Origin of the sequence: Orbus sasakiae (assembly GCF_039542345.1) — a bacterium.
GTDB classification, from domain to species: domain Bacteria; phylum Pseudomonadota; class Gammaproteobacteria; order Enterobacterales; family Orbaceae; genus Orbus; species Orbus sasakiae.
This window is the reverse complement of sequence record NZ_BAABHY010000001.1, coordinates 420,292-441,616: the sequence shown is the minus strand read 5'-3', so window position 1 is coordinate 441,616 and position 21,325 is coordinate 420,292. Positions and strand designations below refer to the sequence as shown.

Annotated in this window: 22 protein-coding genes, 2 pseudogenes, 1 riboswitch and 1 other annotated feature; of the genes and pseudogenes, 8 read left to right on the top strand and 16 right to left on the bottom strand. The window is 36.5% G+C overall.

Annotated elements, in window-relative coordinates; translation table 11 throughout:
* Positions 1–95 precede the first annotated feature (95 nt).
* From rpsA to ABEA36_RS01875, 3 genes are all read right to left on the bottom strand, one after another.
* The gene (gene rpsA, locus ABEA36_RS01885; protein ID WP_345488235.1) at positions 96–1,778 is read right to left on the bottom strand and encodes a 30S ribosomal protein S1; all 1,683 of its coding nucleotides are present in this window, start codon (positions 1,776–1,778) and stop codon (positions 96–98) included.
* A gap of 91 nt (positions 1,779–1,869) precedes the next feature.
* Complete coding sequence (cmk, locus tag ABEA36_RS01880) at positions 1,870–2,550, bottom strand: (d)CMP kinase (RefSeq protein ID WP_345488233.1); 681 nt, start codon at positions 2,548–2,550, stop codon at positions 1,870–1,872.
* A gap of 103 nt (positions 2,551–2,653) precedes the next feature.
* On the bottom strand, positions 2,654–4,021 hold the full coding sequence (locus ABEA36_RS01875) for a hypothetical protein (RefSeq protein ID WP_345488231.1): 1,368 nt from the start codon (positions 4,019–4,021) through the stop codon (positions 2,654–2,656).
* Between the two features lie 235 nt (positions 4,022–4,256).
* Between ABEA36_RS01875 and dusB the strand changes: the two genes are divergently transcribed.
* Complete coding sequence (gene dusB / locus ABEA36_RS01870; protein WP_345488229.1) at positions 4,257–5,279, top strand: tRNA dihydrouridine synthase DusB; 1,023 nt, start codon at positions 4,257–4,259, stop codon at positions 5,277–5,279.
* Positions 5,280–5,295: 16 nt separating this feature from the next.
* On the top strand, positions 5,296–5,592 hold the full coding sequence (gene fis / locus ABEA36_RS01865) for a DNA-binding transcriptional regulator Fis (protein ID WP_345488226.1): 297 nt from the start codon (positions 5,296–5,298) through the stop codon (positions 5,590–5,592).
* Positions 5,593–5,656: 64 nt separating this feature from the next.
* On the opposite strand, the gene ABEA36_RS01860 is transcribed toward fis, so the two are convergent.
* The 10 genes from ABEA36_RS01860 to thrS form a co-directional block, all read right to left on the bottom strand.
* The gene (locus ABEA36_RS01860; RefSeq protein ID WP_345488224.1) at positions 5,657–6,298 is read right to left on the bottom strand and encodes a 7-cyano-7-deazaguanine/7-aminomethyl-7-deazaguanine transporter; all 642 of its coding nucleotides are present in this window, start codon (positions 6,296–6,298) and stop codon (positions 5,657–5,659) included.
* A gap of 45 nt (positions 6,299–6,343) precedes the next feature.
* On the bottom strand, positions 6,344–7,012 hold the full coding sequence (gene queC, locus ABEA36_RS01855; RefSeq protein WP_345488222.1) for a 7-cyano-7-deazaguanine synthase QueC: 669 nt from the start codon (positions 7,010–7,012) through the stop codon (positions 6,344–6,346).
* 27 nt (positions 7,013–7,039) lie between these two features.
* A complete protein-coding gene (queF, locus tag ABEA36_RS01850) occupies positions 7,040–7,522 on the bottom strand; it encodes a preQ(1) synthase (RefSeq protein ID WP_345488220.1) in 483 nt (160 codons plus the stop codon).
* A gap of 2 nt (positions 7,523–7,524) precedes the next feature.
* A riboswitch (PreQ1 riboswitch) is annotated at positions 7,525–7,569 on the bottom strand.
* Between the two features lie 46 nt (positions 7,570–7,615).
* Positions 7,616–7,909, bottom strand: a complete 294-nt coding sequence (locus ABEA36_RS01845) for an integration host factor subunit alpha (protein ID WP_345488218.1) — start codon at positions 7,907–7,909, stop codon at positions 7,616–7,618.
* A 5-nt stretch (positions 7,910–7,914) separates the two neighbouring features.
* The gene (gene pheT, locus ABEA36_RS01840) at positions 7,915–10,302 is read right to left on the bottom strand and encodes a phenylalanine--tRNA ligase subunit beta (RefSeq protein ID WP_345488216.1); all 2,388 of its coding nucleotides are present in this window, start codon (positions 10,300–10,302) and stop codon (positions 7,915–7,917) included.
* 17 nt (positions 10,303–10,319) lie between these two features.
* Entirely contained in the window at positions 10,320–11,303 is a 984-nt protein-coding gene (gene pheS / locus ABEA36_RS01835) for a phenylalanine--tRNA ligase subunit alpha (protein WP_345488214.1), read from the bottom strand.
* 80 nt (positions 11,304–11,383) lie between these two features.
* Positions 11,384–11,499: a sequence feature (Phe leader region), on the bottom strand.
* A 62-nt stretch (positions 11,500–11,561) separates the two neighbouring features.
* Positions 11,562–11,915 carry a 50S ribosomal protein L20 gene (gene rplT, locus ABEA36_RS01830; RefSeq protein WP_024496189.1) on the bottom strand — a complete coding sequence of 118 codons (354 nt, stop codon included), beginning with the start codon at positions 11,913–11,915 and terminating at the stop codon, positions 11,562–11,564.
* A gap of 19 nt (positions 11,916–11,934) precedes the next feature.
* A complete protein-coding gene (gene rpmI / locus ABEA36_RS01825; RefSeq protein WP_039104146.1) occupies positions 11,935–12,132 on the bottom strand; it encodes a 50S ribosomal protein L35 in 198 nt (65 codons plus the stop codon).
* A gap of 83 nt (positions 12,133–12,215) precedes the next feature.
* The gene (infC, locus tag ABEA36_RS01820) at positions 12,216–12,758 is read right to left on the bottom strand and encodes a translation initiation factor IF-3 (RefSeq protein WP_345490818.1); all 543 of its coding nucleotides are present in this window, start codon (positions 12,756–12,758) and stop codon (positions 12,216–12,218) included.
* Positions 12,759–12,804: 46 nt separating this feature from the next.
* Entirely contained in the window at positions 12,805–14,733 is a 1,929-nt protein-coding gene (thrS, locus tag ABEA36_RS01815) for a threonine--tRNA ligase (protein ID WP_345488119.1), read from the bottom strand.
* Between the two features lie 558 nt (positions 14,734–15,291).
* Between thrS and ABEA36_RS13235 the strand changes: the two are divergent.
* The 6 genes and pseudogenes from ABEA36_RS13235 to manA form a co-directional block, all read left to right on the top strand.
* Positions 15,292–15,667: pseudogene (locus ABEA36_RS13235) on the top strand (PTS sugar transporter subunit IIA); the annotation flags it as partial.
* Positions 15,668–15,738: 71 nt separating this feature from the next.
* Positions 15,739–16,278, top strand: a pseudogene (locus ABEA36_RS13230) (PTS sugar transporter subunit IIB); the annotation flags it as partial.
* Between the two features lie 22 nt (positions 16,279–16,300).
* The gene (locus ABEA36_RS01805) at positions 16,301–17,101 is read left to right on the top strand and encodes a PTS mannose/fructose/sorbose transporter subunit IIC (RefSeq protein ID WP_345488115.1); all 801 of its coding nucleotides are present in this window, start codon (positions 16,301–16,303) and stop codon (positions 17,099–17,101) included.
* Positions 17,102–17,118: 17 nt separating this feature from the next.
* Positions 17,119–18,030 (top strand): PTS system mannose/fructose/sorbose family transporter subunit IID, encoded by a 912-nt coding sequence (locus ABEA36_RS01800; RefSeq protein WP_345488113.1) that lies wholly within the window; start codon positions 17,119–17,121, stop codon positions 18,028–18,030.
* A gap of 96 nt (positions 18,031–18,126) precedes the next feature.
* Positions 18,127–18,501, top strand: coding sequence for a DUF956 family protein (locus ABEA36_RS01795; RefSeq protein ID WP_345488111.1), 375 nt, complete (start codon positions 18,127–18,129; stop codon positions 18,499–18,501).
* A gap of 26 nt (positions 18,502–18,527) precedes the next feature.
* The gene (gene manA / locus ABEA36_RS01790; protein ID WP_345488109.1) at positions 18,528–19,721 is read left to right on the top strand and encodes a mannose-6-phosphate isomerase, class I; all 1,194 of its coding nucleotides are present in this window, start codon (positions 18,528–18,530) and stop codon (positions 19,719–19,721) included.
* Between the two features lie 40 nt (positions 19,722–19,761).
* On the opposite strand, the gene frdD is transcribed toward manA, so the two are convergent.
* Genes frdD through ABEA36_RS01775 form a run of 3 tightly spaced genes read right to left on the bottom strand, consistent with a single transcriptional unit; the run spans position 19,762 to position 21,325 of the window.
* Entirely contained in the window at positions 19,762–20,115 is a 354-nt protein-coding gene (gene frdD / locus ABEA36_RS01785; protein WP_345488107.1) for a fumarate reductase subunit FrdD, read from the bottom strand.
* An 11-nt stretch (positions 20,116–20,126) separates the two neighbouring features.
* A complete protein-coding gene (locus ABEA36_RS01780) occupies positions 20,127–20,555 on the bottom strand; it encodes a fumarate reductase subunit C (RefSeq protein WP_345488105.1) in 429 nt (142 codons plus the stop codon).
* 26 nt (positions 20,556–20,581) lie between these two features.
* Complete coding sequence (locus ABEA36_RS01775) at positions 20,582–21,325, bottom strand: succinate dehydrogenase/fumarate reductase iron-sulfur subunit (RefSeq protein WP_345488103.1); 744 nt, start codon at positions 21,323–21,325, stop codon at positions 20,582–20,584.

Below are 21,325 nucleotides of genomic sequence, written 5' to 3'. Positions count from 1 at the left end.
TAGAATTAATTCTACCCCTTTTATATTAAAAGTAAAAGAGGGCAAGCCCTCTTTTTAATACAAGTAAGTAGTTTACTACTGACTAAAAACAGAAATTATTCTGATTTAGATGCTGCTTTAAATGCTTCTGCCATTGCATTAGAGAATGAAGATTCATCTTGTGCAGGGGTATTGTTTACTGCAGCTAAAGCTTCTTTCTCGTCAGCTTCGTCTTTTGCTCTGACTGATAAAGCAATTGAACGAGTTTTACGATCAAGATTTACGATTTTAGCTTCAACTTCGTCACCGACTTTAACAACTGTTGTTGCATCTTCGACACGCTCACGAGCGATATCTTGTGCTTTTAAGTAACCGTCAACGCCTTCAGCGATTTCGATTGTTGCACCTTTAGCGTCAACAGCAGTAACTTTACCTTTAATAATCATGCCTTTTTTGTAGTTACCAGCAAAACTATTAAATGGATCTTCTTCAAGTTGTTTAACACCTAAAGAGATACGCTCACGTTCAGCATCGACTTGTAATACAACAGCTTCAATATCATCACCTTTCTTATAAGCTTTAACCGCTTCTTCACCTGGAACATTCCAAGAGATATCAGAAAGATGTACTAAACCGTCGATACCACCATCTAAACCGATGAAAATACCAAAGTCAGTGATTGATTTGATCTTACCGCTAACTTTATCACCTTTATTGTGTGATTCAGCAAATTGTAACCATGGGTTTGCTTTACATTGTTTTAGGCCTAATGAAATACGACGACGTTCTTCATCAATTTCAAGGACAACAACTTCAACAACATCACCAAGACTAACAACTTTAGATGGGTGAATATTTTTGTTTGTCCAATCCATTTCAGAAACGTGAACTAAACCTTCAACACCTGTTTCAATTTCAACAAAGCAACCGTAGTCAGTTAAGTTAGTCACTTTACCAGTTACTTTAGTCCCTTCTGGGTAACGTTTAGCAATTGAGACCCAAGGATCTTCGCCTAATTGTTTTAAACCTAAAGAAACACGTGAACGGTCACGATCAAATTTTAATACTTTAACAAGAATTTCTTGTCCAACTTCAACCACTTCACTTGGATGTTTAACACGTTTCCAAGCCATATCAGTAATGTGAAGTAAACCATCAACACCACCAAGGTCAACAAAGGCACCGTAATCGGTAAGGTTTTTGATAACACCTTTAACTTCTGAACCTTCTTGTAATGTTTCAAGTAATTGTTCACGTTCTGCACTATTTTCAGATTCGATAACGGCACGACGAGAAACAACAACGTTATTACGTTTTTGGTCTAATTTAATAACTTTAAGTTCGATTTCACGGTTTTCAATGTGTGACGTGTCACGTAATGGACGGACATCAACAAGTGAACCCGGAAGGAATGCTCGAACACCGTTAAGATCAACCGTAAAGCCACCTTTAACTTTACCATTGATAACACCTAATACGGTCGCTGCATCTTCAACAGCTTTTTCTAGTGTAAGCCATGCTTCATGACGCTTAGCTTTTTCACGAGATAATATTGTTTCACCAAAGCCATCTTCAATAGAATCAAGGACAACATCAACTTCGTCGCCAACTTTAACTTCTAATTCGCCTTGGGCATTTTTAAACTGCTCTACTGGAATTGCTGATTCAGATTTTAAACCAGCATCAACTAACACTACGTCTTTGTCGATTGCGACGACAGTACCACGGATCATATTACCAGAACGAGTATCTAGTTGATTTAAAGACTCTTCAAAGAGTTGAGCAAAAGATTCAGTCATATTTTATATACTTTAAGTTAATATTAACGTCCATCTAGCTTCATGCCGAATGGGGTTGTTCAAAATACTTCATCATATCCTATAATAAAGCTTACAAATTGATTTTGCTTTTGATTACACCTAAGGCTTGATCAAACACTTCTTCAATACTCAAATCAGTTGAATCAATGACGAAAGCATCAGCGGCAGGCCTAAGTGGGGCAATCGTTCTATTACGATCTCGTTCATCCCGTTGGGTAATCTCTTGCAAAATCTCGCCGAATTTAGCACAAATTCCTTTTTGTTGCAACTGTTTCATGCGTCTTTCTGCTCGAGCCTGTGCGCTTGCATCTAAAAAGATTTTAACTGGGGCATCTTCGAACACTACCGTTCCCATATCTCGACCATCAGCAACCAATCCAGGAGCGGTCCTAAAATCACGCTGTCTTTTTAATAATGCCTCTCGAACTTTTGCTAACGGGGCCACTTTTGATGCAGCCTCACCTATCTCTTGACTACGAATGTTGCTTGATACATCGATGCGATTTAATAGAACAATTACGCCATTTTCTGTCGTTTTAAATTCAAGGGGAAGCGTTAAAGCATGTTTTGCTAACGCGGTTTCATTATCTAAAGGGATATGTTGATTTATTGCCGATAACGCAAGTACGCGATAGATCGCACCAGAATCGAGCAAGTGCCATTGTAAATGTTTAGCTAATGATTCGCATAAAGTCCCCTTACCAACACCACTAGGGCCATCAACCGTAACCACAGGAATCTGATTAGACATTATATTACCATCTCTTAAATTACCTTATTAGAATTAATCAATAATTATAAGGTAAAATTGCTTGATGGCATAACACTATCCACGTTTAAATTATGAGATGAAATTAATTATTAATACATGCAAAGGTTCTTGTTGTCGTGCGTACTGCATTATTAACATAGGCACTACCTGTACTTATGGTATATTGCTGTGTACTACTCCATGCTTCAGACGTCCATATCCCAACTGACCGCTCCCAATCACTATTTGGATAAGATGCATACCCCCATTCAGCAAACATTCCCTCACCAATCTGCCTTGTGTAAGAACCTAATAGACTATTTGTGCCATCTGTTGCAGGGTAAGGAGGATAAGTAGTCGCATTAGCATACACACTGTTAGATAATTCTGCGCGGGTTGGCAAACGATAATCAGCATTAGATCCCGTCAATGTATTACAGTAACTTTCTGCCACATCATATTTTAATGCGCCAGCATGTGGAATAAACCATTGTTTGATATCAAATGAATAATTGATTTTTTTATCTTTGTCTTGAATTGTAATAATGCCCGGTCGAAGATATTTAATCGGACCCAGTCCATTTGTTTCGCCAGAGCTTGGCCCAGTCAAAGCGACATTAATCGTATTATTATTAACGATAGATATCGAAGCAGTAATATTCCCTTGTGTAATTTGTGTTGAATCAAACGTTAACTCAGTAGCATTAACACCTAATGTTACTAATGAAAAATATGCACCATTAAAACCCGTTGTAGGAAAATTTTTACTTGCATCTGTGACTGATTGTAATTTAAATCCCGTATTACTTACCCATGGCCCGCTCGTTTTATTGTCAATATTTATATTAGGTCTAGCATAACAAACGCCTTGTATACCAAGAATCTGAAAAGTTTTAGATGGCTGTTTATAATTTGTTTCTAGTGTATTTTGAGTATAATCTTTATTACTTGGATCACCATATTGCGTACTCAAACGTATGTCACCGGATATTTCAATGGAATAAGGGGCAAACGTGTTGTTTAAGTAACAAAAATTAGAGGTTGTATTGGTAATATCTTGACTCGCGCTATTCTTAATTTTGACAACTAAACTATCAATAGCGGATAAACTAAAATCCTTGTCACCATCACTGTCAGTTGCATCATCATCAGATAATGTGGTCTTTAATCCCGCAACAATACTATTTTTTAAACTTTGAGGACTATATAGCATTGGTTCTATTTTTAACGCTGCGATATTGCTATCGTCATATATTATGCCGTTAAACTCAAATTGAAATAAACTGAATATTGATGTTCCTTGACTGATTTCTTGTTCAAGGGTCGTACTGAGACGTGGTTCGTGACCACGAATCGTATTTGCTGTCTGGGCTGAGAGTGCTGCATGTGACTTAGAACAAATAATTAATAATGAACAAAGTAATGAGACAATAAAGTAATCGTGTTTTTTGTTTAATAAATTTTTTATCATAAATAAATGCTCAAAAGCAATCGTTATTATTAAATATGTTTGGTTCTTTAATATAGTAATTTAAAAAAGACTAAAAGATAGTTAAACGCACTTTAATATAGTAAATTCTGGGTAAAATGTCTTTATATTAATGACAATAATGTAATAAAAATAGCACGAAATAATAACATTAACTATCATAAAGAATAGCGTTTGATGATAATTTTTTATTTTCCTCTTTTCAGTTGACAAAAAAATGCGTAATATACGCGCCCTTAAAGGGGATATTTACGTGCTATCTGAATCATTTAATATTGGTAACTTAACGATAAAAAACCGTCTTATTGCGGCACCAATGGCCGGAATATCAGACTTACCGTTTCGTTCATTATGTTATCAATTTGGTGCTGGTTTAGCCTTCTCTGAGATGTTTCTAGCTAACGCTCAAGTTTGGCACACCACACAATCGCAGCAAAAAATGGCCTCAAAAGAAGAATTAGGTATAAAAGCAGTGCAAATTGTTGGTAGCGATCCTGATGAAATGGCAAAAACAGCCGAGCTTAATGCTTTACATGGCGCGGAGTTGATTGATATTAATATGGGCTGCCCAGCCAAAAAAGTAAATAAAAAGCTAGCCGGCTCATCATTATTGCAATATCCTGAATTAGTTGAACAAATTTTACTTAATGTCGTACAGGCAGTTAATATACCTGTAACATTGAAAATTCGTACAGGATGGGACAAAGCTCACAAAAATTGTATAGAAATCGCGCAAATCGCCCAAAAATGTGGTATAAAAGCGGTTACGATTCACGGTAGGACTCGAGAATGCTTATTTAGAGGTTCCGCCGAATATGATTCTATAAAACAAGTAAAACAATATATTACTATTCCCGTAATTGCAAATGGCGACATCACGAGCCCAGAAAAAGCAAAAGAAGTTTTCCAATATACGAAAGCTGATGCTATAATGCTCGGCCGAGCTGCTCAGGGCAGGCCTTGGATCTTTGAAGAGATAGCGTTCTATTTGAAATATGGAAAATTAAAATCAGAAAAGAGCAATGATGAATTGAGGCAAATCGTTTTGCCACATATAGAAGCGCTCCATCGATTTTATGGTGAAAAGAAAGGATTGCTGATTGCCAGAAAACATGTGTTTTGGTATACCAAACACTATGTTAATAGCGATCAATTTAGGCGCTTATTTAGTGAAATCAATGATGCAAAACAGCAAATTGATGCACTAGAAGCATTTTTTCATAAAACTACAGTTAATTAAAAGAGTCAAAAATACTATGTCAGAAATTCGTGTTACAGCTGAAGCATTAAAATTTACAACAGTAAATTCTCAAGAACAGATCACTCAAAAACCTTTACGTGATTCAGTTAAACAAGCTTTAAGAAATTATTTATCACAGTTAAATGGTCAAGATCCTTCTGATCTTTATGAATTAGTTTTAGCTGAAGTCGAGCAACCATTTCTTGATATGGTCATGCAATACACTCGTGGTAACCAAACTCGTGCAGCCAACATGCTGGGTATCAATCGTGGTACATTACGTAAAAAGTTAAAACAATACGGTATGAGTTAATCACAACAAATCAGTTTGATAATAAAATGGCGCATAATGCGCCATTTTATTTTGTCACAAAGCACTATTTTTTGTTAAGCAACGTTTTTAATAATACATTGAGTAATACACCATATAATGGTAAGAAAAATAAACCACATATCAACAATTTAAATCCATAATCTATTGTTGCGATTTCTACCCAGTTTTCGGACATAAAAGCATCTTCGCTACGATAAAAAGCGATACTGAAAAAAACAAAAGTATCGATGATATTTCCAACAATCGCAGCTGCTGATGGTGCAACCCACCATTTTTGATTTTTTCGCAAATAATTAAATACTGTGATATCCATTATCTGACCGACAAAATAAGCAGCAAAACTCGCTAATGCAATACGAAATACAAATACATTGAAGTCAGCTAGTGAGGCTAACCCAGTCCATTGACCATCAAAAAATAGTACTGATATCACATACGATAAAATGAGTGCAGGTATCATGACGACAAATATAATTTTTCTTGCAAGGCTCGCGCCAAAAACACGAATCGTTAAATCTGTTGTTAAAAATATGAAAGGAAATGTAAATGCACCCCATGTGGTGTGGAAACCCAAAATAGTAAACGGTATCTGTACCAGATAGTTACTTGAGGCAATAATTAAAATATGAAAAAAGGCTAATTGATATAATGCCTTTTGTTTTTGGGCTGTTGTAAATAAATCCATTTTGTGTCCTTTTTTAAAATTAATTGGGGTGAGGGAACCCATCTATTATTTGTTGGCTTTTAATTGTAAGTATTCGGTTAATCCTTTCTCGCGTAGTATACAGCTTGTGCATTGACCACACCCATTAATCACACCATTATAGCATGTGTGCGTATGTTGCTTTATATAATCAAGGTAACCGAATTCATCAGCAAGTGCCCATGTTTGCGCTTTCGTTAAATACATAAGTGGCGTAATAATATTAAACGCATAATCCATAGCTAAATTCATGGTGACATTCATTGATTTTACAAATACATCACGACAGTCAGGATAACCACTAAAATCGGTTTCGCAAACACCAATGATAATGTCTGAAATTTGTTTTTGTTTGGCATAACATCCTGCGAGTAAAAGAAATAACGCATTACGTCCATCAACAAAGGTATTAGGGTATTTGTCACCTTGTTGAGCTGATGTTACCGCCATCGTATCATCAATTAAGGCATTATGTGTTGTTTGTTTGATAACAGATGTGTCGATCACAGTTTGGCAAATGCCTAAGTCATCAGCAATGTATTTTGCCCTTTCTAACTCGATAGCATGACGTTGACCATAATTAAAACTAATCGCTTCAACATGATTGACACCATATTGTGCAATAGCTTGAATTAAACATGTTGTTGAATCTTGACCACCAGAAAAGATCACCAAAGCCTTACGTTGTTGTAACATTTGAACACCACTTATCAAAATTAAAGATTAACGATTATCTATTTTTTCAGGATAAAGGTCATGATTAGCTAAACGATTAAAAGCAACATCTTGCCATTTCGTTCCTGCTTTACCATAATTTGCATAAGGATCGATTGAAATACCACCTCGTGGTGTGAATTTACCCCATACTTCAATGTACTTAGGATCCATGAGTTTGATCAGATCTTTCATGATAATGTTAATACAATCTTCATGAAAATCCCCATGGTTACGGAAACTAAATAAATAGAGCTTTAATGATTTGCTTTCAACCATTTTAATATTTGGCACATACGAAATATAGATTGTTGCAAAATCAGGTTGACCGGTGATGGGACATAAGCTAGTAAATTCGGGACAATTAAACTTTACAAAATAATCATTATCTAGATGTTTATTATCAAATGCTTCTAAGATGTCAGGTGCATAATCGTGTTGGTAGCTAACTGACTGATCACCTAATAAAGTGAGGGATGATATATTGTTCATTTTTTTCCTTAGTTTTTTTATGTGGGAGGATTTCGAACCACAAACAAGAAAGCACCGATACAATCAGTGCTTTCAGTAATAAGAACAGTAAAATTAAGATTTTAAGTTCTTTTCAATACGTTCTCTAAATTTAATACCAGGGCGGAATGTAACGACACGACGAGCCGTAATAGCCACATTTTCACCGGTCTTAGGATTTCTTCCTGGTCGAGAGCTTTTATCACGAATCGTAAAATTACCAAAACCAGATAATTTTACGGTTTCACCTTTTTCTAGGGCGACTCGGATTTCTTCAAAGAAAAGCTCTACAAGAACTTTTGATTCTTGTCTATCTATATTAAGTTTGTCAGTTAGACGCTCTGCAATATCAGCTTTAGTTAATGTCATAGTTATTATTCTCTTAATAATGCTTTGAAACGATTTTGTAAGGCAGAAATACATTGACTTACAATATGAGTTATATCTTCATCTTCTAGTGTACGCGTTTTATCTTGTAATATCAAACTGATAGCTAAACTTTTTTGCCCAGTTTTGATATTATCGCCTTGGTACATGTCAAATAAATTAACATCAACCAATTGCTCGCCGCCAACGCTTTTACATACACTTAAAATATCTGCGGCGCATACTTCACTGTCCACGACAATGGCAATATCGCGTCGATTCGCTGGATATTTTGAAACATCTTGTGCGGCAGGAATTTTCTTGGCGCTAATTTTATCTAAAATGAGTTCAAAAACAAGTGCTTTACTGTTTAAACCAAGTTTCTTTTCTATTTCAGGATGTAGAACGCCTAAATAACCGACTAATTCGTCGTTTATATATAAAGACGCATTTTGCCCGGGATGTAAAGCTGGATTGTCTGATTTTTTGAACTTAATCACATCCATTAATCCTGATATAGCTAGAATGGCCTCAACATCACCTTTAAGATCGAAAAAATCAACGGGCTGTTTCTTAATAGCCCAATGTTCATCATATAATGATCCGGTAATCACGCCAGCTAACATAGTCTGTTGTTTGATCCCTAATTCACTATTTTGATCTGGAACAAAGCGTAAACCTGTTTCAAATAAGCGAATACGTTGTTGTTGACGATTTTGATTATAGACAACAGCATCTAATAATCCGGTCCACAACGATAAACGCATCGCTGACATTTCCGTAGAGATTGGATTTGGTAATATAATTGCATCTTGCTGTGGATGAAGTAATGATTGTGTTTTTGGATCAACAAAACTGTATGTGACAGCTTCTTGATATCCACGATCAACAAGTAGATTTTTAAAACGTGTTAATGGAATAGAGCCTTCAGCATTGGCGTGCATAACTAAATCAATATTCAAATTTTGATTAGGAATATTATTGTAGCCATAAATGCGTGCGATCTCTTCTATAAGGTCTTCTTCAATTTGTATATCAAAACGCCAACTTGGTGCTTTCACTTGCCATACATTCCCGTGTGAAACAACATCACAACCTAAACGGACAAGAATATCCATAATTCTTTTAGCATCAATATGATAACCAATAAGGCTATCTACTTTTTCTCGACGTAATGAAATGGTTGCTTGTTTTGGCATTTCATTTGGATCGGTGACATCAATAATTGGACCAGCAGCACCACCACAAATACTTAATAGTAATTCGGTTGCACGTTGCATTGCTTTATGTTGTAAAGCTGGGTCAACCCCACGTTCATAACGATGCGAAGCATCAGTGTGCAAACCATATTCCCTTGCTTTACCCGCTATAGCTAGTGGTGAAAAAAATGCTGCTTCTAATAATATATCTTTCGTTTCAGTATTAACACCTGAGTCTTGTCCACCAAATATACCGGCTAATGCTAATGCTTTTTTATCATCCGCAATCACTAAGGTATGGTCTTTAATCGTCACTTCAGTACCATCAAGTAATACTAATTTTTCGTTTGGATGACCATAACGAACCGTAATACCACCTTCGATTTTTTGTAAATCAAATGCATGCATAGGATGACCTAATTCGATTAATACATAATTAGTAATATCCACAACAGCATCAATAGAACGAATGCCACTTCGACGTAATTTTTCTTTCATCCACAAAGGTGTTTGAGCACTAACATCAATACCTTTAACAACACGCCCTAAATATCTTGGTGCGGCTTTGGGTTCAAGCACTTTAATACTGACTTTATCATTACTTGCAACCGCTGGAGTTTTAAACTTAGGTTCAACAACGGTAATATTGTTAACCGCTGAAATATCACGTGCAATACCAATAATACCAAAACAGTCAGCACGGTTTGGTGTCACGCTTACTTCAATGATGCAATCATCAAGTTTTAAATATTTGCGGATATCTTCACCTAAAGGTGCATCACTCGGTAATTCAATGATGCCATTTTGATCATCAGCTATACCTAGTTCAGAATATGAACATAGCATTCCTTCTGATGGTTCACCTCTCAGTTTCGCTGCCTTAATTTGAAAATCACCGGGTAAAACTGCACCTATTGTTGCACAAGCAACTGTCAAACCTTTACGGCAATTTGGTGCACCACAGACAATATTTAATAAAGTTTCACGTCCAATATCAACTTTAGTAATACGGAGCTTGTCTGCATTTGGATGTTGTTCACACTCAACAACTTTACCAATGACAACACCAGTAAAATCCCCTGCAACTTTTTCTACATCATCAACTTCAAGACCTGCCATTGTTAGTTGATCAGATAATTGTTCACTGCTAATATCTGGGTTAACCCACTCACGTAGCCAGCTTTCACTAAATTTCATGTTTGGTATCCCTTAGACTAGTTAAATTGTTTTAAAAAACGTAAATCATTTTCAAAGAATGAACGTAAATCAGTTACGCCATAACGTAACATGGTCAAACGTTCCATCCCCATCCCAAAAGCAAAACCACTATAAACTTCAGGGTCAATACCAACATTACGTAGTACATTAGGGTGTACCATACCGCAGCCTAATACCTCAAGCCATTTACCATTTTTAGCTTTTATATCAACTTCTGCTGAAGGTTCTGTAAATGGGAAGTAACCGGGTCTAAAACGAATCTCCATATCATCTTCAAAAAAGCAATGAAGGAAATCATGTAATAACCCTTTTAAATGTGTAAAACTGATATTTTTATCAATGATTAACCCTTCCATCTGATGAAACATTGGTGTATGGGTTTGGTCATAATCATTACGGTAGGTTCTACCTGGTGCAATAATTCGAATAGGCGGTTTTTGATTTTCCATCGTACGAATTTGAACGGTTGAAGTTTGTGTACGTAATAACCGATTTGCATCGAACCAAAATGTATCATGATCAGCTCTTGCCGGATGATGAGCAGGTATATTCAGTGCATCAAAATTATGATAATCATCTTCAATTTCTGGACCAGTTTCAACGACAAAACCAAGTTTGCCAAAGAAGTCAACAAGACGATTAATGGTCAGCGTAACCGGATGCAAACCACCCTCAGCCATTTTTTTACCCGGTAAGGTTACATCAATAGTTTCGTTGGCTAATTTAGCATTTAAAGCCGCTCGTTCAAGCATCGCTTTTTTGTCATTTAATGCAGATACAACATCTTGTTTTGCATCATTAATTTTTTGTCCTACTGCAGGTCTTTCTTCAGCTGGGACATCACGCAGCGAGGCCATTTGCAATGTGAAATGACCTTTTTTACCTAAATATTCAACGCGAATCTGTTCTATTGCATTAATATCTTGCGCATCGGCTATCGCCAATTTGGCTTTGTCTACCAACTCAATTAACTGAGACATAGTATCCTCTTTATATTTGTATTGGTTGCTATGATTACTAGCATCCTATTTACTTAAAATTTTACTTATAAACGGTTGATAAAAAAAAGGCCTCTAAATGAGGCCTTTGACAATTCGTTTTCGTTTTCATTCTGCCTCAAAATGAATTCATTTAATAAAGCGAAAAAAGAAACGAAAAAAAACTGTGTACATAATTAATCTCTTAATGGTTTTAAAAATGAAAATTGAGGTCGAATCACTTCGACCTCAAATTAAAAATTATAATGCTGCTTTTGCTTTTTCAACAAGAGCTGCAAAGGCATTTTTATCAAATACCGCAATATCAGCTAAAATCTTACGATCGATTTCAATTGAAGCTTTCTTTAAACCATTGATGAAACGGCTGTAAGATAAACCACATTGACGCGCTGCCGCGTTGATACGTACGATCCATAATTGACGGAATTGACGTTTACGTTGACGACGGTCGCGGTATGCGTATTGACCAGCTTTGATAACAGCCTGGAATGCAACACGATATACACGTGAACGTGCACCATAATAACCTTTTGCTTGCTTTAAAATTTTCTTGTGACGAGCACGAGCGATAACACCACGTTTAACACGAGCCATAATAATCTCCTAAATTAAATTAAACGTGTGGAATACACGCTTTGACTAAACCTAAATCACCTTTTGAAACCATGGTCAAACCACGTAGGTGACGTTTACGTTTTGTCGATTTTTTAGTTAAGATATGACTCTTGTTAGCTTGCTTGTGTTTAAAACCACCAGAAGCTGTTTTTTTGAAGCGTTTTGCTGCGCCTCGTACAGTTTTAATTTTTGGCATAATAATACTTCCACATCCGCATTGTTAATAATATAAAATAATAGGTGTTATTCTTATTCACACAAGAATAAACTTGTTAAAACCTACGATTTCTTCTTAGGTGCAAGCACCATGATCATTTGACGACCTTCAATCTTAGTTGGATAAGATTCAACGACAGCCAAATCAGCTAAGTCTTCTTTAATGCGATCAAGCATTTCAATACCTAACTGTTGGTGAGCCATTTCACGACCACGGAATCGCAGCGTAACTTTGGCTTTATCACCATCTTCGAGAAAGCGAATCAGGCTGCGGAGTTTTACCTGATAGTCACCTTCATCTGTACCAGGTCGGAATTTTATTTCCTTAACCTGAACAACCTTTTGTTTCTTTTTCTGTTCTTTTGTTGCTTTGCTCTTTTCATAGATGAATTTGCCGTAATCCATGATACGACAAACTGGCGGCTCTGCATTTGGACTAATCTCAACTAAATCTAAAGACGCATCTTCAGCTTGCCTTATCGCTTCATTTAAGCTCACAACACCAAGTTGTTCACCTTCGATACCTGTTAATCGGACTTCCTGTGCGGTGATCTCATCATTAATCTTATGTGCACGAGTTGTTTGAATACGTTTTCCGGCTTTAATACTTAAATCCTCCAATCAAATACAATAACAAAACCAAATCGGTGTTTTATTCACCAATTTGATTCAAAGAACGAGTACGAATTTCGTTTTGCAACAATTCTACAACATGTTCGACTTCAAAGCTACCAAGATCTTTACCTTGACGTGTACGAACTGAAACTTTTCCTGCTTCAACTTCTTTATCACCACAAACCAGCATATAAGGAACACGTTTTAAAGTATGTTCCCGAATTTTAAAGCCAATTTTTTCATTACGCAAATCCGCTTTAGTACGGATACCCGCTTGTTGCAATCTATCCGCTAATTCTTGTACATAAGTCGCTTGATTATCTGTAATATTAATGACTACTGCTTGAGTTGGTGCAAGCCATGTTGGGAAAAATCCAGCGCAGTTTTCGGTTAAAATACCGATGAAACGTTCCATTGAACCTAAAATAGCACGATGAATCATAACAGGAATATGTCTGTCGTTGTCTTCACCTACATACGTTGCATCAAGGCGATCTGGTAACATAAAATCAAGTTGAACAGTACCACATTGCCATGCTCGGCCTAAGCAGTCATGTAGTGTGAATTCGATTTTAGGTCCATAAAATGCACCCTCACCAGGTAAATATTCAAACTCAATACCATTTTCAGTCAAACATTCAGCTAAATCTCGTTCAGCAATATCCCATGCTTCTTCACGTCCAATACGTTTTTCTGGACGTGTCGATAATTTAACAGTGATATCTTTAAAACCGAATGTGCTGTACATATCATATACCATTTTGATACAGCTATTTACTTCTTGGCGAATTTGGCTTTCTGTACAAAAAATATGAGCATCATCTTGGGTAAAACCACGTACGCGCATTAAACCATGTAGTGAACCAGATGGTTCGTTACGATGACAGCTACCAAACTCAGCCATTCTTAAGGGTAAATCACGATATGATTTTAAACCTTGATTAAATATTTGCACATGACCTGGACAGTTCATTGGCTTGATGCAATATTCACGATTTTCTGATGATGTAGTAAACATTAAATCTTGATAATTTGCCCAGTGACCTGTTTTTTCCCACAAGACGCGATCCATCATAAATGGACCTTTGACTTCTTGATATTGGTACTCTTTTAGTTTAACTCGCACGAAAGCTTCAAGTTCTCTAAAAATAGTCCAACCATCATTATGCCAAAACACCATACCCGGCGCTTCTTCTTGCATATGGTATAAATCAAGTTGTTTACCAATACGGCGGTGGTCACGTTTTGCTGCTTCTTCTAAAAACTGTAAATACGCATCTAATTGTTTTTTATCAGCCCAAGCTGTACCATAAATACGTTGCAACATTTTATTTTTACTATCACCACGCCAATAAGCTCCAGCAATTTTCTGTAGTTTAAAATGATGACAAAAACGCATATTAGGGACATGTGGCCCACGGCACATATCCACATATTCTTGGTGATGATATAAAGCTGGTGTTGCATCCTTAGGAATATTCTCATCAAGGATAGCCAATTTATAAGGTTCATGGCGTTCTGTGAATGCTTCATAAGCCTCCTGCCAACTCACCACTTCTTTGACCACTTCATAATTTGTTTTAGCAAGTTCTAGCATACGTTTTTCAAGCGCAATCAGATCATCTTCTGTTAGTGTATGCTCTAAATCAACATCATAGTAAAAACCATTGTCAATTGTCGGTCCAATTGCCATTTTAGTCATTGGCCAAAGTTGTTTAATCGCATGACCTAATAAATGAGCACAAGAATGGCGAATAATTTCAAGCCCATCGTCATCTTTAGCAGTAATAATTGCAAGTGTAGAGTCTTGTGTAATTAAATCACAAGCATCTCGTCGTTCACCATTAACACGGCCTGCAATACACGCTTTTGCAAGACCTGTACCGATGCTTTGCGCAACTTCGAGTACAGTGACGGGTTTGTCAAATTGACGTTCGCTTCCATCAGGAAGAGTAATAATTGGCATGATAATTCCTTAACTACAGTGGTGCGCCACACGACAGCGCACATGCATAATGAGTGTTAAATTTTATTTTCAGTTGATTTTACAACCGCATATAATAACATGGTTTATTGTTATTTAAAAGCACTGTAATGATGATGAATTTACATGATAAATTGACTTAAAACGAGTATACTAAACAATTCTCCAAAAAAAATGATTAAAACTATCAAAGTGTTGTGCGTTAATCATGAGATGTAATTAACTTATCACTTTTACTACAAGCTATCCACTGACAATTCATAACTAAAACATAATGGTGTCATTAATAAACTCATTTTGTCGAAAATGAAAAATCACTTAATTTTGGATTAAGTTCTATTTCGCCATGAATATGCTTCAATTAAAATCTCATTTAATTTTATTAATATTACATTTCTTAATTCGCAATTAAACGTTCTTATGCCTTTTTAAGATATTTTTTTTATTAAAAAAAGTGATATCAAATAACAATATTTGATATTTCAAATCTTTATTAAATTTTATATGATATGCAATGTTATATAAAATAGGAGGTTCAATATGGTTGGAATTATTCTGGCAAGTCATGGCGACTTTGCAGAAGGTATTCTACAATCGGGCTCTATGATCTTTGGTGAACAAGAAAATGTTAAAGCGGTAACATTACACCCTAGTGATAGTCCCGAAAGTTTGAAAGATAAAATGAAAGATGCAATCGCGACTTTCGATAATAGTGAACAAATTCTTTTTTTAGTTGATTTATGGGGTGGCACGCCGTTTAATCAAGCAAATGGCTTGTGTGAAGAACATAAAAATAAGTGGGTTATTGTCTCCGGTCTTAATTTGCCCATGTTAATTGAAGCTTACTCTTCCCGATTTTCGATGGAAACAGCTCAAGAAATTGCGGCTGCGATTATCGAACCCGCTCAAGAAGGCATAAAGACAACCTCAACCCAATCACAATCTTCAACAAAAAACAGTAAAGCATCACAGGCAGAAAATACCATTCCTCCCGGTACTACGCTTGGAAATGGCAAACTTAAAATTGTATTAGCAAGAGTTGACTCACGTTTATTACATGGTCAAGTTGCAACTGCATGGACACAATCAACTAGCCCAAACCGTATTATCGTTGTCTCTGATTCCGTTGCCAAAGATGATTTACGCAAAAAATTAATTGAGCAAGCTGCCCCTCCAGGTGTAAAGGCAAATGTTGTGCCAATTAAAAAAATTATTGAAGTCTCCAAAGATCCTCGCTTTGGTAATACAAAAGCGCTTCTTTTGTTTGAAAACCCACAAGACGTATTGCGTGCAGTCGAAGGCGGCGTAGAAATTAATACGCTCAATATTGGTTCAATGGCTCACTCTGTTGGCAAAGTCATGGTCAATAAAGTCTTATCAATGAATGCTGACGATGTGAAAGTTTTCGAAGTGTTAAAACAAAAACATGTTAAATTCGATGTTCGTAAAGTGCCAAATGATTCAGCGTCCAATATGGATGAATTATTGAAAAAGGCGAAAGAAGAATTAGCTGAGCAGAACAAATAATTCAAACTTAAGAGGTTTTATTATGGATTTATCAATTATATCGATTGTGTTAGTCATAATCGTCGCCTTTCTTGCAGGAATGGAAGGCATCTTAGACCAATTTCAATTCCATCAGCCACTTGTAGCCTGTTCATTAATTGGACTGGTGACAAATAATCTTGAAGCAGGTGTTGTCTTAGGTGGTACATTACAGATGATTGCATTAGGTTGGGCTAATATCGGAGCAGCTGTTGCGCCCGATGCGGCTTTAGCATCAGTTGCCTCTGCGATAATTCTTGTATTAGGGGGTCAAGGTATTGCGGGAGTTTCAACTGCTATCGCTGTTGCTATTCCACTTGCCGTTGCAGGGCTATTTTTAACCATGATCGTACGTACACTTGCTGTTCCAATTGTACATATGATGGATTCTGCAGCTGAACAAGGTAATATTGGGCGTATTGAATTACTACAAATTTTAGCAATTTGTATGCAAGGTTTACGTATCGCGATCCCAGCTGGCGCGTTACTCTTCATCCCGGCTCACACCGTTCAAAGTGCTTTAAATTCAATGCCAGTTTGGTTAACAACGGGTATGGCGATTGGTGGGGGCATGGTTGTTGCAGTAGGTTATGCCATGGTCATTAATATGATGGCAAATAAAGAAGTTTGGCCATTTTTCATCATTGGTTTTGTGGTTGCCGCAATTTCACAATTAACCTTAATCGCGCTTGGTGCATTAGGCATTGCCTTAGCATTTATTTATTTGAATCTTTCTGAACGTGGTAATTCATCAAACGGTGGTAACACTGGTGATCCACTCGATGATATTTTAAATGACTACTAAGGATACGGAGAATTAAAATGGAACATAAAATCCAATTAACAAAAAAAGACCGTCTTTCTGTAGCATGGCGCTCCACTTTCCTACAAGGTTCTTGGAACTATGAGCGAATGCAAAATGGCGGCTGGGTATATTCAATGATTCCTGCAATCAAAAAATTATACCAAACTAAAGAAGATCGCTCAGCTGCGCTTAAACGACATTTAGAATTTTTTAACACTCACCCATATTTAGCATCACCCGTATTAGGTGTAACGCTTGCACTTGAAGAAGAACGAGCGAATGGAGCCCCCGTTGATGATGTGGCCATCCAAGGTGTAAAAGTGGGTATGATGGGACCACTTGCTGGCGTTGGTGATCCTGTATTCTGGTTCACAGTGCGTCCAATGCTTGGTGCCCTTGGTGCATCATTAGCAATGAGTGGTAATATCATGGGCCCTATTTTATTCTTTGTATTATGGAATATTATCCGTTGGGGCTTTATGTGGTATACCCAAGAATTTGGTTATCGTACAGGATCTAAAATCACCGATAACTTATCCGGTGGATTACTACAAAAGATAACCAAAGGTGCATCAATACTAGGGATGTTTGTATTAGCCGCCCTCGTACAAAGGTGGGTATCGATTAATTTTAAACCGATTGTCTCTACCGTCAAGCTCGACAATGGTGCCTTTATTGACTGGAGTCAATTACCAGCAGGTAGTGAGGGTATTCAACAAGCATTAATTCAAGTACAAAATGGATTGTCATTGACTCAAGAAAAAGTCACTTCCCTACAAAATAACCTTGACCAATTGATACCTGGTCTTGTACCGCTATTATTGACATTCCTATGCATGTGGTTGTTACGTAAAAAAGTATCACCAATCGTGATTATTTTAGGACTATTTGTGGTCGGCATTGTCGGTCATGTAATTGGATTATTATAACCACGACAAGCAGGGCAGTATTGCCCTGCTTCATTTGTTTACAGTATTCAAAATGACGTACAAATGTCGATTAACCTATTTGGAATTAGCTAACACATGGTTCAATCATTAAATACTAAAGTTGACTTTGTTATTAAAGGTACGGCTTTTATGGGATTATCCGAATATGGTGAGATTATGATAGGCGATCAAGCCTTTGAGTTTTATCATAAAACAGATAATCGAAAATATATTCAAATTCCGTGGGAAGAAGTTGACTGTGTCATCGCATCGGTACTTTTTAAAGGCCGCTGGATCCCTCGCTATTCAATCAAAACAAAACGTAATGGTACCTTTACTTTTGCATCTAAAGAACCTAAAAAAGTGCTCCGCGCCATCCGTGTTTATATTGAAGGTTCTAAAATGGTAAGATCTCTAGGCTTTTTTGGTGTATTAAAACGCGCGTTAACGAAGAAAAAATCTAAAACGTAAATCGTCTCATGCTAGCAGGTAATCATATGAATCATTCCATGTGGAAGTTACATAATGTGATTAAACATTATGACTGGGGAAGTAAAACAGCACTAACTCAGCTATTTAATATTGAAAATACGGATCATTTACCACAAGCTGAACTCTGGATGGGGGCTCACCCTGCTGGCACATCAATCGCAGTAACACAAGACGGGCAATCAATTAAACTCGATGAGCTCATTGCGCAAAATCCGCGTTTAATATTAGGTGAAAAGACGGCAAAAAACTACCATGGTTTACCTTATCTGTTCAAAATATTGGCCGCTGATTCGGCTTTATCAATTCAGGTTCATCCTGAATTATCAAAGGCCAAAAGGGGTTTCAATAAAGAAAATGAGCTGGGTATTGCCCTTGATTCCCCCATGCGCAATTACAAAGATCCCAATCATAAGCCAGAATTGATTTATGCATTAACCCCATTTTGGGCAATGAATGGTTTTAGGCCGGTGAAACAAATCATCGAATTATTTCAACAATTAAATATCGAATGTCTTGAAAAGGGATTAACTGCATTTACTAACACACCGACCGAAACAGGTCTAAAGACCTTTTTTTATTTTTTACTAACGTTAAATGATGACATAAAACAACAAGCAATATCTGAATTAAAAAATCGACTTATTGAACTTGATAGCACACCTTTTAACATTATCAAACACTTAATTAAACAATATCCAAATGATTGCGGACTATTTTCACCATTAATACTCAATGTGATTGAACTAAAACCAGGTCAAGCGATGTTTTTAACTGCTCAAACCCCACATGCTTATTTAAAAGGTAGTGGACTTGAAATTATGGCAAATTCTGACAATGTACTACGAGCTGGGTTAACACATAAACATATTGATATTAATGAACTTCTTGATAATACCGAATTCAAAAGTATTTTTCCCAATGCACTATTAACCACACCGATTCACCACAAAAATAAAATCGATTTTCCAGTACCTGTAAAGGATTTTGCATTTGAGATATTACATAGTAATACCCAGCCAACAATGCAATTGATTCATAGTGCGGAGATTATTTTATGTATTGAAGGCGAAGTGACTTTATCAACAAAAACTGACCTCTTTAAAATTAAAACGGGTGAGTCAGTTTTTATAGCACATAACGCCCAATCTTTTCATTATTATGGTCATGGTACGTTAGCTAGAGCATTTAATGCTGAGTGATAAAAGACCAACATGAGTTGGTCTTAAGGCTCATAACAATTTAATAAATAAAAAGAATATAACCTGCATGTAACGTCCAAGCTAAAGCTAAGCCATATGTTAATAATTTACCGCGTTTAGGATGAATATTAAAATCATGCAAAGTATGTAAAATACGATGCAAAGCACACCAAATTGGTAAACTGATCATTAAAAATAGAAAGACTTTACCATAAGTACTACCGATGAGTTTCAATATGTAACTTCGTGTTACCACATCACCAAATGGGATAATAAAGGCAATAATCACAATAACTACTGGCGCAAAAATAGCAGCCCACATTCCACCGGCACTGAATAACCCCCAAAAGACAGGCTCATTAGAACGTTTTAGTTGTGTATTCTCTTTTTTCATTAATACTGTCCTTATCTAAAATAGCCATATACAGTCATCAATAAACAGATTGAGACAGCTAGCGTAATAATCCATAAACTCGCAACAAACATGAAAGCAGGTGGTTTTTTTGCAGCAATTACAACATTCGTTGCCTTAGGGGCCAAATTAAACCAAGTCACAGTATGCAGTAAGGCGGCAAGTAACGCTAAAACATTAATGACAACAACAATTGGGTGTTGTAGGAAAAAAATAAAACGATAAAACTCATCTTGTCCAACGTCGTTAGTATGAGCACAAACCACACCATACATCAAAACAATACTAACCCAAATCATAAAAAAAGCTGTCGATTCACGCATAATATAAAATGTATAGTGACTAATTTTTCGCCACCATTTCGTATCCATCTTAGCACAATGGGGATTACGATAAGATTTATTCTGATTGTCTATATTCATTATCTATGATTTCCGATAGCCTCTAATTAAGGCTGTAATTTAAACTTAGCGATTAAATAGTCTTTTGCACTTTCAACTTTGCCTAACTGCACCGCTGCAGCTGGATCAACATGTTTTGGACATACTGTCGAACAAAACCCGACGAAAGTACATCGCCAAACACCATCATCTTGATTAAGTATTGGCATCCGTTCAGCTTTTCCATTGTCTCGACTATCAAGATTGTAACGCATTGCCAAAGCGATTGCTGCTGGACCAATAAATTCAGGATTTAAACCAAATTGAGGGCATGCTGCATAGCATAACCCACAATTGATACATTGACTAAACTGCTGATATTTTATAAGCCAAGCGGGAATTTGCTTATTCATTTCATCGTTAGTTATTTTGTCATTATTTATAATATAAGGTTTAATCGCTTCAAGGCTTTGCATAAAATGCGTCATATCGATCACTAAATCACGTTCAACGGGAAAATGCGCAAGCGGACTGATTGTCACAACCTTTCCAGCATAATCCCTTACAAAGGTTTTACACAATAACTTCGGAATATGATTAATCATTACACCGCATGAACCACAAATCGCCATACGACATGAGCTACGATAAACTAAATCAGGGGCTAATTGTTCTTTAATATAGTTAAGCACATCAAGTATTGAAGTCATCTGATCATAAGGGATATGTTCAAATGTTTGCACATAAGGTTCACTATCTTTTTCGGGATGATAACGCAAGATATTAATAGTGATCATTTGAGAGGTTAACAT